14 protein-coding genes and 1 other RNA gene are annotated in these 14502 nt (G+C 66.8%); 6 read left to right on the forward strand and 9 right to left on the reverse strand.

Going from position 1 to position 14502, the window contains the following annotated elements; all coding sequences use genetic code 11:
* Positions 1-249: 249 nt before the first annotated feature.
* The 3 genes from ltrA to OG496_RS19435 all read right to left on the reverse strand — a co-directional run bounded on the left by ltrA (position 250) and on the right by OG496_RS19435 (position 3761).
* The gene (gene ltrA, locus OG496_RS19425; protein WP_405970603.1) at positions 250-1716 is read right to left on the reverse strand and encodes a group II intron reverse transcriptase/maturase; all 1467 of its coding nucleotides are present in this window, start codon (positions 1714-1716) and stop codon (positions 250-252) included.
* Positions 1717-2349: 633 nt separating this feature from the next.
* Positions 2350-3351 (reverse strand): IS3 family transposase, encoded by a 1002-nt coding sequence (locus tag OG496_RS19430; RefSeq protein ID WP_405971768.1) that lies wholly within the window; start codon positions 3349-3351, stop codon positions 2350-2352.
* 20 nt (positions 3352-3371) lie between these two features.
* Positions 3372-3761 carry a transposase gene (locus tag OG496_RS19435; protein WP_405971769.1) on the reverse strand — a complete coding sequence of 130 codons (390 nt, stop codon included), beginning with the start codon at positions 3759-3761 and terminating at the stop codon, positions 3372-3374.
* Between the two features lie 239 nt (positions 3762-4000).
* On the opposite strand from OG496_RS19435, the gene OG496_RS19440 reads away from it, so the two are divergent.
* A complete protein-coding gene (locus OG496_RS19440; RefSeq protein ID WP_405971770.1) occupies positions 4001-4798 on the forward strand; it encodes a hypothetical protein in 798 nt (265 codons plus the stop codon).
* On the forward strand, positions 4795-6111 hold the full coding sequence (locus tag OG496_RS19445) for a hypothetical protein (protein WP_405971771.1): 1317 nt from the start codon (positions 4795-4797) through the stop codon (positions 6109-6111). The genes OG496_RS19440 and OG496_RS19445 overlap by 4 nt, the downstream gene beginning before the upstream one ends.
* A 311-nt stretch (positions 6112-6422) precedes the next feature.
* On the opposite strand, the gene OG496_RS19450 is transcribed toward OG496_RS19445, so the two are convergent.
* A complete protein-coding gene (locus OG496_RS19450; RefSeq protein WP_405971772.1) occupies positions 6423-7364 on the reverse strand; it encodes a hypothetical protein in 942 nt (313 codons plus the stop codon).
* 27 nt (positions 7365-7391) lie between these two features.
* Complete coding sequence (locus OG496_RS19455) at positions 7392-8192, reverse strand: hypothetical protein (protein WP_405971773.1); 801 nt, start codon at positions 8190-8192, stop codon at positions 7392-7394.
* Positions 8193-8630: 438 nt separating this feature from the next.
* Between OG496_RS19455 and OG496_RS19460 the strand changes: the two genes are divergently transcribed.
* A complete protein-coding gene (locus OG496_RS19460) occupies positions 8631-8846 on the forward strand; it encodes a hypothetical protein (protein WP_405971774.1) in 216 nt (71 codons plus the stop codon).
* Here OG496_RS19460 and OG496_RS19465 read toward each other — a convergent pair.
* Positions 8840-9223 (reverse strand): DUF2637 domain-containing protein, encoded by a 384-nt coding sequence (locus OG496_RS19465; protein WP_405971775.1) that lies wholly within the window; start codon positions 9221-9223, stop codon positions 8840-8842. The two genes, OG496_RS19460 and OG496_RS19465, sit on opposite strands and share 7 nt — an antisense overlap.
* A gap of 499 nt (positions 9224-9722) precedes the next feature.
* Between OG496_RS19465 and OG496_RS19470 the strand changes: the two genes are divergently transcribed.
* On the forward strand, positions 9723-10073 hold the full coding sequence (locus tag OG496_RS19470; protein ID WP_405971776.1) for a type II toxin-antitoxin system Phd/YefM family antitoxin: 351 nt from the start codon (positions 9723-9725) through the stop codon (positions 10071-10073).
* Between the two features lie 14 nt (positions 10074-10087).
* On the forward strand, positions 10088-10639 hold the full coding sequence (locus OG496_RS19475) for a Fic/DOC family protein (protein ID WP_405971777.1): 552 nt from the start codon (positions 10088-10090) through the stop codon (positions 10637-10639).
* Positions 10640-11166: 527 nt separating this feature from the next.
* On the opposite strand, the gene OG496_RS19480 is transcribed toward OG496_RS19475, so the two are convergent.
* Entirely contained in the window at positions 11167-11553 is a 387-nt protein-coding gene (locus tag OG496_RS19480) for a winged helix-turn-helix transcriptional regulator (RefSeq protein ID WP_405971778.1), read from the reverse strand.
* Between the two features lie 226 nt (positions 11554-11779).
* On the opposite strand from OG496_RS19480, the gene OG496_RS19485 reads away from it, so the two are divergent.
* Positions 11780-12685: an NADP-dependent oxidoreductase gene (locus tag OG496_RS19485; RefSeq protein ID WP_405971779.1), complete on the forward strand. Its 906-nt coding sequence runs from the start codon at positions 11780-11782 to the stop codon at positions 12683-12685.
* A gap of 332 nt (positions 12686-13017) precedes the next feature.
* Here the strand turns inward: OG496_RS19485 and rnpB are convergent.
* Together rnpB and OG496_RS19495 are read right to left on the reverse strand one after the other, a co-directional pair.
* An RNA gene (gene rnpB / locus OG496_RS19490) (RNase P RNA component class A) lies at positions 13018-13429 on the reverse strand.
* Positions 13430-13522: 93 nt separating this feature from the next.
* Positions 13523-14491: a DMT family transporter gene (locus tag OG496_RS19495; protein WP_405971780.1), complete on the reverse strand. Its 969-nt coding sequence runs from the start codon at positions 14489-14491 to the stop codon at positions 13523-13525.
* Between the last annotated feature and the right edge of the window lie 11 nt (positions 14492-14502).

Raw genomic sequence — 14502 nt, forward strand, 5'->3', positions numbered from 1 at the left:
TGCCATGGACGACGTCGACGCGGTCTTCGCCATATCGGTTGAAGGCGGCACCTTTAGACAGGACGCCATCGTGGCCAGTCGATCTCAGTCCAGGTCGATACCCAGTTCCGTGTCCGGTCGGCCGGTTGAGTCGGCCTGAAGCGCGGTTCCGGTGTTGCCACCGGCCCGTCTCTCCAGACCGCTCTCCGAACCCGGCGTACCCGTCTCCGAGTACCGGGCTCTCCACAGTTCCTGCCATCGGGCTGATTGTCAGGCTGTGGGCCAGGGGCTGGGGATCGTGTCTCCCCGGTAGCGGTACCGGGTGATCGCCGGTGTCCGCGCCAGGTTGATCAGTTCGACCCCGTCCGCGGTGATCGGCAGCCATGACCCGTGCGGGCCGAGGAGCCGACTGCGGACGTCCTTCCACGACCAGCGGTGCATCGTCTTGAGCCACATGATCACGCGATGCCAGAGGAAGGCCCCGAGCATGCGGAACGTGTGCTTCGCGACGGCATGCCGGAAGTAGTTGGCCCAGCCGCGCATGATCTGGTTGAGCCGGATCAGCACGTCCCTGGGGTCAGCCTGTGACGTCCTGCGGGTCAGGGCACGGATCTTGTCCTTCACCGAACGGATGGGCCGCGCGGCGATGAACGCGTAGACGTACCACTTGTTGCTTCCTCGCTTGCGGCGCCGCCGGATGCGGAACCCGAGGAAGTCGACCCCGTCCTCGATGTGCACGATTCGGGTCTTGGCTGGTGACAGCCTCAGCCCCAAGAGTTCGAGCACGGAGGCTACTTCGTCCTGGAGGGCCGCCGCGTCCTCTGCGGAGCCATGCACCATGATCGCGAAATCGTCCGCGTAGCGGACAATTCGCCAGTTGGGCAGGCCGTGCCGACGGCGCTTGCGGCGCGGGTACTGGCCATCCATCCGCCCGCCGGGCAGCCAGTCGCGGTGCAGGTGCTCGTCGAGCGCCGACAACGCGACGTTGAAGATCAGCGGGGAGAGGATGCCGCCCTGCGGGGTGCCGGTGTGGGTGTCCCTTCGCTGGCTGTCCTCGCTGAGGATGCCCGACTTGAGGAACGCCTTGACCAGCGCCAGAACACGCTTGTCCTTGACCCGTTTCCGCACGGCGTCCATGACGGTGCAGTGGGAGACGTTGTCGAAGGCCGCTTCGATGTCGGCGTCCAGCACCCAGTGGTATCCCTTGGAGCCGAAGCGCTGGATCTCCGCGATCGCGTCCTGAGCCCGCCGCTTGGGCCGGAACCCGTAGGAGACCGGCAGAAAGTCGGCCTCGAAAATGGGTTCGAGCACCAGCTTCAGTGCGGCCTGAACGGTGCGGTCGGCCACGGAAGGAATCCCGAGGCTTCTCACCTTTCCGGCCCCGCCCGGCTTGGGGATCTTGCGCTCCCTCACCGGCAGCGGCCGGAACGCGCCGGACTTCACGTCCGAGCGCAGACCGTCCAGGAACCCGGGTGTCCCGATGTCCCGCTCGACGTCGGCGACGGTCATGCCGTCCACGCCGGCGGTCCGGGCTCCCTGGTTGCCCGCGACCCGGTCGAACGCCACGATGAGCGTCGCCGGGTCGTGAACGAAGTTGAACAGGTCGTCGAACCGGCGGCCGGGGTCGGCCACCGCCCAACGGTGAAGCTTGGCCTGCATCTCCAGTACCCGGCCGAAGGCCCCCACCGGGGAATCTTCTTCCGAAGCGCCGCCGTTCGGCGGTGCGTCTTCTGGCATTACAGCCTCCTTCCCTTCATGGAACTGCTGCCGCCCTTCCCCTTGCGCCGGGCTCTCCCCGGCTCCGAGTACTACGGCGGCTCCGCCCCCTCCCACACCGGTCGACCGACGGTGGGTCCAGCCTCGAACTCCGCGCTGGTGTCGCGGACTTGTGGCGGATGCGGGAGGGTTCCCGTGTTCACTGCTGACCGTTCGTCGCAGGAGGTGCCCGACTCTGTCCCGGCGGCATCGCCACGGTTACGCCGCAGACTTTCACCGTGACCTCCCGGGCCTGCAACTCCAGACCTGCCCGGAAGTTCCCCGCCTTCCTGACTACGGAAGCGGTTGCGCGCCGCCATCCGGCCCGGATCTACCAGGTTTTTGAGCCGGTGACTCATTACGGGACGTAAACGCCGGTTCCTCGCGTACACCTCTGCGTCTCGCTCGCCGGACCCGACCCATCTGGCAGTGCTGGGCCGTCCCGGCTTTGTCACGGCTGCTCTCGCCCTCCCCGACACCTCTCGGTTCAGGCTGCCGTCAGCTACGCTCGCCCCGCTGCGACGGGGCTCGCGGCGCAGGTCTTCCACCTCCACTCGGTCAAACAGCGCTTTCCACGGCGCACGAAGCTGTCAAGTCAAATGAGACGGTTTGAGGCTATGTGTTCTGTCGGGCGGGTTCTGTTTCCTGTTTCGGTTCGTTGATCCAGACCTGCTCGGGTATGGCGGGTGGTTCGGGTCGGCGCGCGAAGCGTGCGGGATGGCGGGCGTATGCCTCGGCCAGTGTCGCGGCTCGTTGTTCACGGACCAGGTCGGCGGTGCCGAAGTGGACGGAGGCGGGGGTGTGCAGGCCGATGCCGGAATGACGGTGCTCGTGGTTGTAGTACGAGATGAAGCCCTCGCACCATTCCCTCGCGTGGGCAAGGGAGTTGAAGGACTCCGGATACTCGCCGCAGTACTTGATCGTCTTGAAGTTCGCCTCGCTGAAGGGATTGTCGTTAGACACCTTCGGGCGTGAGTGCGACCGGGTGACCCCGAGGTCGATCAGCAGCTGGGAGACCTTCTTCGAGGTCATCGAGGTACCGCGGTCGGCATGCACGGTCTCGGGCACGATCCCGTTGCGCTCGATGGTCTCGCGTATCAACTCACGTGCCCGCTCGGCGGACTCGGCGCGCTCGACGGTGAACCCGCAGATATAGCGGCTGAAGATGTCGATGATCACGTAGAGGTGGTACCACTCGCCTTTGTCGGGGCCACGGAGTTTGGTGATGTCCCAGGTCAGGACCTGGCACGGGGCGTCTGCCCGCAGCTGCGGGACAACCTTGGCGGGATGGGCGGCCTGACGGCGGCGCTCGCCGGACTGCCCGGCCGCCGCGAGGATGCGGTACATCGTGCGCTCCGAGCACCAGTAGCGCCCGGCGTCCAGTTCACGCGCCCAGACCTGGGCCGGCGGCAGGTCTGCGTATTCGGCCCGGTTGAGCAGGGCCAGGATCTGGGCCCGCTCGGCGGCCGACAGAGCCGAGGCTGGTGTCGGGCGCGGTCTGCGCACCCGGGGCACCGGATGCCGGTGACGATAGTGGGTGGCGCGTGAGCGTCCGGCCAGCCGGCAGGCAGCGGCAATGCCCAACTGCCCCTGCACACCGGTGAACGCGTCATCCACGACCGGGTCGGCGGCATGCTTCAGTCCGCGCTCTCGGAGAGCAGTTCCAAGAGCGCGTTGGCTTTTCCCATGACCTCCAGCGCGGCATCGCGGCGGGCCAGGTCCCTCTCCAGCCGCGCCACCTTCGCGCGCAGCCGCTCCAGCTCGGCCTGTTCGGCCGCCTTCTTCGGCCGCACCGCCGAGGTCCGCCGGTCGGTCAGCGCACCGAGCGCACCGGCCTCGCGGGCCTGGCGCCACTCGATGATGTGCGAGTGATACAGCCGCTCACGGCGCAGGACCGCGCCCTTCTCCCCTGCTGGGGCGGCGTCGTACTCGGCGACCATGCGCAGCTTGTACTCGGCGGTGAACGTGCGTCGCTTCGGACGCGGTGCCGGATCCGATCCGGAACTGGTGGGGGTGGTGCTGGCCATGCCGGGCTGTACTCCTGTCTCGCCTATCCAGGCTAACCCGACAAAGCGGGTGCCTCAGCCGAGGCTGTCAGAGAGGGCACGGGCGACAACAGTCCGTATCTCGTGGCGAAATCAGCCTTCATGGGGCAGGGCGTACCCGTCCAGGAGGTACGAATCGAAAAGTTCGGCTGAGCAAACTCGCCTACCCACTCAACAGCATTGCCCTGGCCTGCTACGCCAAGTTGGGCGGAATTCCTTTCGTGATCGCCGCCCCACGCACCCTGGCACACGAGTTGGTCATCGGGATCGGCAGCGCGCACGTCAAAGAGACCCGACTCACCACACCCGAGCGGGTGGTTGGCATCACCACCGTATTCAGCGCGGACGGCAACTACCTCCTCTCGAATACGTCCCGGGAGGCTGACTACGACGACTACCCTCGCGAACTTCTGCGGTCCCTGACGGACTGCATCGACACGATCAGGAATCGCAACGCCTGGCAGAGAAGCGACGAACTACGCCTCGTCTTCCACGTTTTCAAACCGCTCAAGGACATTGAAGCCACCGCGGTCAAGGAACTGGTCCAGCGTCTCACCCAAACCTATGCCAGAGTCGAGTTCGCGTTCGTGCACGTGAGTACCGACCACGACTGGGTGATGTTCGACCGCACGAGCGCAGGGATTCCGAGCTGGGGAGCTGACGGTCGGACGAAGGGTCACTACGTCCCGGAGCGCGGCCATGCCGTACCCATCGGCAAACGCGAACTGCTCGTGGCCGTTGGCGGCCCTATGGACCTCAAGAGCGCCCTGCACGGCGTTCCCAAACCGCTCCTGCTCAAGCTCCACCCCCAGTCGACCTTCACCGACATCGAATACCTGGGAGGGCAGGCGTTCCGGTTCACGTCGATGTCATGGCGGAACATGTACCCGTCACGCACCCCAGTGACGATCTTGTACTCGGACCTGATCGCCGAGCTTCTCGGGCATCTGCGCCACGTACGGAACTGGAACGCCGATGCCGTCACCACCAAGTTGCGCTCCAGCAGGTGGTTCCTGTGACCGCGTTGGAAGGGTCCGACTCAGCCGCACCTACTGGCACCCTCCTAGCCGCACAGACCGCGCACCTGGAAGGGCTCATCCGGCGAGCAAACGCACCTGGCAATCTTGACGGCCTGCTCGCCCATCACATCCTGGGCGGACGCGACTTGAGCTTCGACTGGGATGTCAACCCGATGGAACTGACATGGCTCACCGACAACGAGGACCGCTTCGCCCACTCTCACGGCCTGGCAGTCCTCGGCTACGGCCTCACCTCATTCCCCTCGACTGCGTCCCAAGCCGCCCGGGAGTACCTGACTGCTGGCCTGCCAGCCCTCGCTCGGAAGAATCCCTTCCAGGTTGACGGAGTTACTTTCGTCAACGACGCCCGGCAAATCATCGGCTTGGCCCTGGCCATCAACGCCACCCACGACGACGTCCCGCAGGCACACGCATGGCTGGCCGAGGTACTCCAAGACCCGAGGCTCAGCACCGCCCCCATCTTCCTCAGCCTGTTCCACGAACACGCCCGGCGAATCATCGGCACCACACCCGACTTGAGGGTGGACTCCCGGACCATCCATGACTTGGTGGATGCCGCCTGCTTTCACTGGCTGGCAGCCACGGCGAAGGGCACTCTGCACATAGACCCCGCCGAGTTGAGGCAACTGCGGTCCCGACTGCTCAGCGGCGTCGTCCTGACGGAAATGGGACAGCTTGGTGCACCACGAGCGGCACTGCTCCTCGACGCAGTCACACGAATAGTCACCGCCAGCGTCGACGACATCCTCCTGAGCCACGACCACGTCTCAGCCCTCCTGCGACGGTTCGAAGCTGCGATGCGCCAGTGGCGATACGACACCGATGATCTCCAAAAGCCGATCAAGTGGCCTATTACGTCCGAGCGTGAAATCCAGAACATCCTCTGGCTCATGCTCCGACCGGTCTTCGACGACCTCGTCGACGAAGAAACCCTCCGACGCATGGGCCACAGCACATACCGGGCGGACTTCGGAATCCCTTCGCTGGAGCTGCTTGTCGAGGTGAAATATGCACGCAAAGCGGCAGACTTCAAGACCTTCGAGAAGGAGATCTTCGAGGACTACATCGGCTACCTCTCCGACAACACCGCTTACCGGCACATGACCGTCTTCATCTACGACGAGTCCTGCTCCATCCAGGAACACGACACCACCCGCAACGCGCTCCTGAGGCTCTCCGGCATCACCGATGTGATCATCGTTAGCCGCCCGAGCCACGTTCCGGCGCCCGGACGAACACCGAGGCGACGACGGAGTACAGGTCAACGGGCTGACGACGTGCACGGGGCCTGATCCCGGCGCCCCCAACAGACCATCCCCCGTCTTGCTCGCCGCTCGCCGCTCGTCGGCCGAGGCCGCTCGCTCCGGGCCAGGTCGCCCAAGAACATGGTCCGCCTGTCGATTCCCCTTCCGCTGCGCCAGTTCAGGTATCGGACCACTCGCGGCAGGTAGTTCAGCTGCGTGGCGGATCAACGCGCCTTCAGTGAGGGTCCGTTCATCGCTACGGTTGATCCACTCCAAGCAGATGGTGAGGCGGGGCCGATAGGGGCCAGGTCATCGCACAGGCGATTCCGTACGGTCGGTGACTTGTGCCGTCGCCGTTCTCAGCCTTCGGGCATGGAGCCCTTGACGCGCTCCAGGTGCTCGGGGGACAGCGGTTGTCCCCACAAGGCCAGCGTCCACTGCCAGTTGCCGTCCCGCCACCGGTGCACGAAGGCTTGTGGGTCCGCGACCCAGCCGGGCTCGAAGGGCGCGGTGTCCACCTGTTGCCTGATGAGCACCGCCATGGCGGGCGTCTCTTGCGGTGCTCCGTCGTTGTACAGGTCGATCGCGAGCACGCCGGTGGCGAGGTCACCGTCGAACACGTGCGGTTCGAAGTGGCCACGGCCGCCGGGCCAGAAGGCCGGGACGGGCAGCGCCTTTTCGCGGTAGTGCGCGGCGAGTTCGTCGCGTCGATGCTGGTGGGCTTCTTCCACCTCTGCCATGGCATCGCTCCACTGGAAGCGGCTGTCCGGCAGCTCTCCGGGAAACTCCAGCTCCGACAGCTCTTCCCGGTATCCGGCCTCTTTGACCTCGGCCGCCAGAAGGACGCCGGTCCGGGCGTCGACGGCTACGTACAGCGGGTGGGGGACGGAAGGAGTGGTCAGAGTGACCGCCCAGGCATCCCGTCCTTCGTGGCGTACCGCCGTCGGCTCGCCCTGGCTCGTCGCCTCTGTCAGTGCCGGGCCGGGCACGGGGGTGATCAGGCGGGCCGGCTCGGGGGCGAGGTCCCACGGGAACTGCGCACCGAATTCCAGCCCGTGCGGCGCGTCCTCCGCTCGGGGGCCCTCATCCGGTTCGCGCACGTCGAGGGAGATGTCTCCGTTGCCGTGGTCGAGAAACCAGTCGTGGGGAGGACGGTAGGCGAAGCGTGTGGAGGTGCTGACCACACTGGCGGGAGGCCAGCCGTGGCCGTTGTCACGCCGGGGCTGGATCGAGGTGTGAAGGCCCACTACGGGGGGCTTGGGCGAGCGGGCCAGCAGGTCCCGCAACTCAGTCCAGTTCACTGTCGCTGTCCTCCGCTGTACACCGGCTCAACTGCCGTCGCCGGTACTGTGGCACAGCTTGGTGGTCGTGTTGGTCACGCAGACGTCCCAGCCGCGGAACTTCTCTCCGGACTTCCCGTCGTCGCCGACCGCGTGCGAACCGTCGGCGAAGGTCACGAACATATTGATCATAGGGAACTTGGTGACCACAGCTGTGCGGCCGAAGTTCTTCACGATCTGCTGATTGTTCACGGCGACACCGGAACCATGGCCCTGCGCTCCGTCGCTCTTCCACGTCGAACAGGTCTCGTCCGAGGCGTTGGGGATGTTGACGCCGCACTCGTAGAAGTAGTCCATGTGGAAATGGGACGGCCCCGTCCAGCGGCTGCCGTAGAAGGTGATCTCCCAGTACTTCGAGGTTCGCCCGCGCACGTACTCCTTGATGGCGACCTTGACCTGCTGAACGGGGCGACACCCGTTGGAATCGCAGTTGGCTTCGATGGCGTACACGTCCGCCGACTTGTACACGTAGTCAGTGCTGCGCGAGCCCTTGCGCAGCTTGTAGCCATCAGGCGTATCAGCCTGCGGCGCAACGACACCACCGCTCGCCAACTGCCGTTGTACGGCGCCCGGAAGCCGCGACACGGGTGTGACCTCGCCTTCCGGCAAGGGCTGGTCGGAGAAGTAGCCCACGGTCTTGTTGTCCCCGGCCAAAGGCTCGTAGGAGAAGTAGCCGACCTTCGTGCCCTGGGAGTCCTGAGGTTTCGGGGTGTCTGCCGGAGCGGCGCCTGCAAGGCCGACGGCAGCCGCAGCCACCACAACTGCGACACGTACCTGCCTGAACACCATCACGTCCCCCTGGACACTTCACGCCATCGGTCGCCGACTCCCGGTCGTGGAGAGGCGAAGGATCTACCGAGCGTGCCACAGCCGGTTCACAGCTCGTACACGACGCGCCCCGCACATCACACAAAACGCGCATGCCGACCAGAGCCGCAGGACAAGATTCCCACTCGCGCTAGGGGCGACGCCACGCATCTGCTACGCCGCCCGCGCTATCGACTGCCCCCCCTGAGCCGGGTTCGGAGAACCCGACGCTCACCGGTGGCCCGTTCAGTGGTTCGAACCTCAGTGCAGGAAACACAGCATCCGCGAACGCAGCGTCGGAGAGTGGCGCGTCGCGCAAGTACGACCAAGGCCTTACTGGTGAGATCCCTGTGTCCGATCAGGCACAGGTGCCTCGCTGGCCGCCCCGGCGCTGCGGTTCCTCCTCACCAGAGCCGCCAGTTGCCGCGATCGCCCGGCCCCAACTCGCAACTCCTTCCGCAGAGTTTCGGCCGACGCGGGGCGCTGGTGAAGCTCCCGGTGCCGGGCGTCAAGCAGCCGAGCCTGCGCCAGCAACGGGTCGTCGTCATCGTGCAGCTGCTCGCGTTTCTCCTGCCCCCTTCGCCCTCCCCGCTCCCCCTGCATGCCATCCGGGCGGTGCACCAGCAGCTCTACTGACAACAGCAGTGCCACCGGAGGCCACCCAGCGACCAACACTGGCTTCCACTCCAAAGCCGGGGCTGCCGCGACGTTCGCAGCCAGCGAGACCGCGATCCCCAGCAAGAACGCCGACCACACCGCACCTCGCGCCCGGCGAGTGTGGGTCGCGGAAGGCTTAGCAGGCCGACCGTAGCCAAGAGCAAGAGGCCGTCCACGGACAGCGGCCACAACGACGCGCTGACCGTGTCCGCTCCGCCCTGCAATGCGAACTCCCGCTGGTGCACGTACGAGGCGTAGGCCGCAACCCCGGCAACCACGAGAGCACAGAGGACGGACCCACGTATCGAGATCGAAACCTCGGCTGCCAGTGGCTCCCTCCCGCGGGTCGGCGGCATCACTCATCAGACCCACCGCCAGGACGGCCATTCCAGTGCACAACGCGTGCACACTTCCACGGGAACTCCCGGGAACTCGCAGGTAGAAGCGGGAAGCCCCCAGACACGGGAAAGGGCTCCGACCGGCCCATAAGGCCAGGTCAGAGCCCTGTTGACAGACGAGTCGGGCTGTACGCCGGGGGGAATCACCGCACCGCTATGACGTGCACAAACCTGCAGGGAGAACGTTTCCGTGGCTACCTTGATGGCTACGCAGGGAGGCGCCCCGCGCCGGAGCGGTCCGGACGGGGGCTTCGTCGTTCTCGGAGAGGCGGGTTCTGGTGGCCACCTAGGCGAGCGGTATGACCGCCGACATCGGCGAGGACCTCGCAGTCTCGGCTGGTGGCAGCCTCCGGGACGGGGTTGGGGATACCTCCAGGGCCGCCCGAGGCGGGACATTCACCGGAATCCGTACTAGAATCTGTACAGAATCAGGCCTCTATATGGGTACGGTGACAGCATGGAGATTCCTGAGGTCGTGACTGTCAGCGACGCGCGCGCGCGACTGTCGCGGATCCTGACTGACCTGTCGGAGTCCGGCGCGGATGCTGACCCGGTCCTGATCGGTGCCCACCGCAAGCCCCAGGGTGTCCTGCTGTCCGTCGAGGCCTTCGAGGCGCTGAGCGGCCGAGCGGCAAGGCGTGCGGCCGTCGCCTCGGCCACCGGCTCCATTGAGGCCGAGGGGCTCCAGGCCTCCACTGCCTCAGACCGCGACACCGAGGCATACGTGAAGGGCGACCTCGACGCGGACACCCTTGTCGCCCGCGCGATCGCCCGCCACAAGCAGACTTCGGGGCGGCGGGCCGGGTGAACGATCCGTACTCCATGCCCAACGGCGTACTGCGCAACAAGCTCGGCATCACCGAGCATCAGCCGCTCGCGGCAGCGGGAGCGGACATCACCCGGGCGCGCCTCGTCATGCTCGCCGAACGCCCCCTACCCGGCGCGTACGACCTCGGCCATCTCCAAGCGTTCCATGCCGCGATCTTCGGTGACATCTATCCGTGGGCAGGCGAGTTACGCACCGTGAACATCGCCAAGCGCACACCGTTCTGCCCAGCAAGAAACCTGGTGCCCTACGCCGGAGAGATCTTCGGCCGTCTCGCCTCCGCCGGCCATCTGCAGAATCTCCTCCGGCAGGCATTCGTCATCCAACTGGCCACGTTGTACGGCGACCTGAACGTCCTCCACCCGTTCCGCGAGGGCAACGGCCGTGCCCAGCGGGCGTTCCTTGTCCAACTCGGCGCCGACGCGGGATACGCCCTGAACTGGTCGGGCATGGACCCTCAACGCAACGAGGACGCCTCGGTGAAGAGCTTCCTCGGTGACAACAATCTGTTGGAGCAGCTACTCGACGAACTGGTCACCACGAGCTGACGCCCGTCACTCCGGCCGACAAGGAAGCCCGGAACAGAGCGTTCATGCTCACGGAGAAGCCGACGCAGACCCAAAGGTCGCGACGGCGGAGCGAGTTGCTGGAGGCGGGGCCCGTACTGCGCTACATGCTGCGCGAGACGCGTGGCGCTCACATCGGGCGGTACTCCCGCCATCCCAGCGCCTCAGAGCCACCCCACGAACCGGAGAAGCGCCATGACCGGCTGGGCGTTCACCGGTGAGATCGATGCCGACGACTTCGGGTGCCGGGTCGTGCCCGCTGAGTCAGGTCCACCCGAACAGTCCTGCCGCTCTGATCAACTGTCAGCCAGGTGGCTCGCGCGGGTGACCGATGGCAATCAGACCGGCCTGGGGGCAGACAGCAAGGAAGCATCGGTGGTGCTTTTGTCGCCTGCGAAGAGAGACCCACCGATGCTTGCGGAGGCGGCCGCACCGGCCCTGTAGTCCCAGCTCGCTACAACACAGAGGTGCGGCTCATCGGGCGCGACCCGCGCCAACGCGGTTTCGAGTCAGCCGATAGAGGAGAGGCCGCCCAAGCCGCCCTCGCGTGCGTCGAGCAGCTCGTCCCAGTGCTCGGACGCCCATCGGCACGCGGCGGCCAGCGGCTCCAGCGTGCTGCGGCCCAGCGGTGTCAGCGCGTACTCCACCCGCAGTTTCGGGTCGGCGTGCACCGTGCGTGACACGAACCCGTTCCGCTCCAAGCCGCGGAGCGACTGGGTGAGCGCCTTCGGGGTGACGCGGCCCAGTGGCACGCGGAGTTCGGAGTATCTGCGCGGGCCGTCTTCCAGGCAGCGGAGGACCAGGGGTGCCCATTTGTCACCGAAGCGGAAAGGCAGCAGCGAGGACGGGCACAGCTCGTCGAACAAGTCGGGTGGCAGCGGTGGCCGTTGCGTCATCGAGGGTCCCCCGTCTCCGGTCTTGGTATCCAGATGGTGACCGACCTTCTGGATATCTTCCGGAGCATCGACTCAACGGCAGGTATTCCGACGACGGGCAGGATCGTGGTTTTCGGGGCGGGTGGCCGCCTGCCTGCTCGACAACCTCACCGATCCGCACCTCGTCAGAGTAACGGGTGTCGAATGAACACCATCATTTCGACCCATAAAGGCAAGGCAGGACATTATGCGTGCAGCCCGCTTCCATGAATACGGCGGAGCGGAGAGCCTGGTGATCGAGCAGGCCCCCGAGCCCCACCCCGGACTTGGTGAAATACGTGTCCGCGTCGCGGCGGCCAGCGTCAATCCCATCGATTGGAAGCTGCGCGCCGGCGCCCTGCGCCAGCTGCTTCCCCTGGAGCTGCCCGCCATTCCCGGGCGCGACGCCGCCGGCGTGGTCGACGAAGTCGGTGACGGAGTGCAGGGGGTGAGCATCGGCGACCGCGTCTTCGGGCTGGGCGGTGTCACCGGCGCAACCGCAGAGCTGGTCGTCCTCTCGGCCTGGGCCCACGCCCCCGACATGTGGAACGATGAGCAGGCCGCGGGCGCCGGTCTAGCGTCTGTGACCGCGATGCGTGGCCTGAACGCGCTCGGCTCCCTCGCGGGGCGCACCCTTCTCGTTGAGGGCGCCGCCGGAGGTGTGGGCAGCACGGCAGTCGAGATTGCGGTGGCACAAGGCGCCACCGTGATCGGGACAGCCAGTGAGCGCAACCACGAGTTCCTCAGCTCTCTCGGCGCCGTTCCCATCACCTACGGCCCCGGCCTGGCGCAGCGTCTCTCCGCTCTTGCTCCGCACGGCGTCGACATCGTGCTCGACACCGCGGCCTCCGGATCCCTGGACGACCTCGTCGCGATCACGGGCGACCCGACGCGTGTCGCGACGGTCGCCGACCACGCAGGCGGGCAGCGCCTGGGCACGCATGTGGTCAACGCGGAGAACGACTCCACCCTCCTGTCCGCGGCCGCGGAACTGGGCCGGCAAGGCCGCTACACACCCCGTATCGAACAGACCTACCCCCTGGAGCGGATCGCCCACGCCCACGCGCACGCCGAGCGCGGACGCACACGCGGAAAGATCGTGATCTGCGTCTGAAGCGGGGACATGGCGCAGATGCGCCAGCCCGCTTGGCGATGATCTTGACGGGCCGGCGCTGACTGCTCGGCGCCGGACTGTGTACGGGCACCTCGACAAGGCCTGCTCCCTGATGTCCGAGCTAGGACTACAGGGCCGTACCCGCATCTCCGACCGCTGACCGCAGCCCACTGATCAGGCCGAGTGGCCGCGTGGGTGGCTACCTTCGTGGCTACGTTCACAGCCGCGCGTACCGGTTTGGACCGGTACGGACCGGGGCCTGATGAAGCCCTTCGACTTACGGAAAAAGGGCCCCTGACCAGCAATTTCCCTGGCCATAGGGTCCCTGGCGGCAGACGAGTCGGGCTGTACGCCGGGTTCTGTGTCCGGAAGGACCTCACGATCCTCCCGGCGACGGCCATCCATCTAGGACCGGTGTTGCCACCGGCCTCGTGCGGTCTACCCGCGGACTCGGGCGGGCAGCCCTCGAACGTCCGCGCAGAGCGCGCTTTTTACGGCGGCGCTCCTTTTGACCTTGCTCCGGGTGGGGTTTACCTAGCCGCCTGAGTCGCCTCAGACGCTGGTGGTCTCTTACACCACCGTTTCACCCTTACCCGGCGCCGAAGCGCCGGGCGGTCTGTTTTCTGTGGCACTGTCCCGCGGGTCACCCCGGGTGGCCGTTAGCCATCACCCTGCCCTGTGGAGCCCGGACGTTCCTCGGGAAGTACCCCTAGGGGCACTCCACGCGGCCGTCCGCCCGGCTCGTCTGCCGTGTCGACCATGCTACCGGGCGGGCACCGGCCCCTCGACCGTCACCCGATACTGCCGGCCCCACCGGTCGACCAGCCCCGCCGACCCTTACGGCCCCACCGGTTCACCCAATCCCACCGATCCTTCCGGTACCGCCGATCCCGTCGACCCTCCCGAAACCGCCGACCTCACCGATTCGCCCGACCCCGACGATCCCCCCGACGCTCCCGCCGTCGCCAGCACCGACCCCGCCAGGATCAGCGTGAAGGCCACCGCGATGCCCACCGTCAGGCTCTCCCCGAGGAACAGCGCGCCCGCCGCCACCGCCACCGCCGGGTTGACGTACGTGATCACCGTCGAACGGGTCGGGCCGACCTCCTTGATCAGTTCCAGGAAGGCCACGAACGCCACCGCCGTGCAGATCACGCCCAGGCCGGCGAGGGACGCCAGGACCTGGGGGGACGGGACCGAGGACGGCCACGTCACCGCCGCCGCGGGGGCGTAGACGATCGCCGCCAACGCCAGGCACGGGGCGGTCAGTTGGAGCGTCGGGACGTCCTTCAGGTAGCGGGCCGCTATCAGCGGCGCCGTCGCATAGCCCAGCACCGTCAGCAGCACCTCCGCCAGCGAGCGCGCGTCGCCGCCCGTCAGGTGCGGGACCGTGAGGACCGTGACCCCGGCCAGGCCCAGCGCGAGACCGGCCACACGCCGGGCGCCCAGTCGCTCCGCGTCCCCGAAGAACCTCGCCGTCACCACGCCCACGATCGGTACGCCCGCGATCAGCAGCCCCGCCGTAGAGCTGGACAGGTGCCGTTCCGCGTCCGTCAGCGTGAACCACGGGCCGATGATCTCGATGCACGCGAAGGCCAGCATCGGGCGCCAGTGCGCGCGGACCGTCCCGGCCAGGCCGCCTTGTCGTAGCGCGAAAGGCAGCAGGAGTACGGCGCCCAGGGCGCAGCGGGTGAAGACGACCATGGACGGGGACAGCGGGGCGTCCACCGCCACCTTGATCATCAGGTAGGGGATGCCCCACACCACTCCCATCAGGGAGAACAGGATCCAGCCGCGTGCAGTCATAGGGCGAGTGT

The organism is Streptomyces sp. NBC_00988 (assembly GCF_045162645.1).
Classification (GTDB): domain Bacteria; phylum Actinomycetota; class Actinomycetes; order Streptomycetales; family Streptomycetaceae; genus Streptomyces.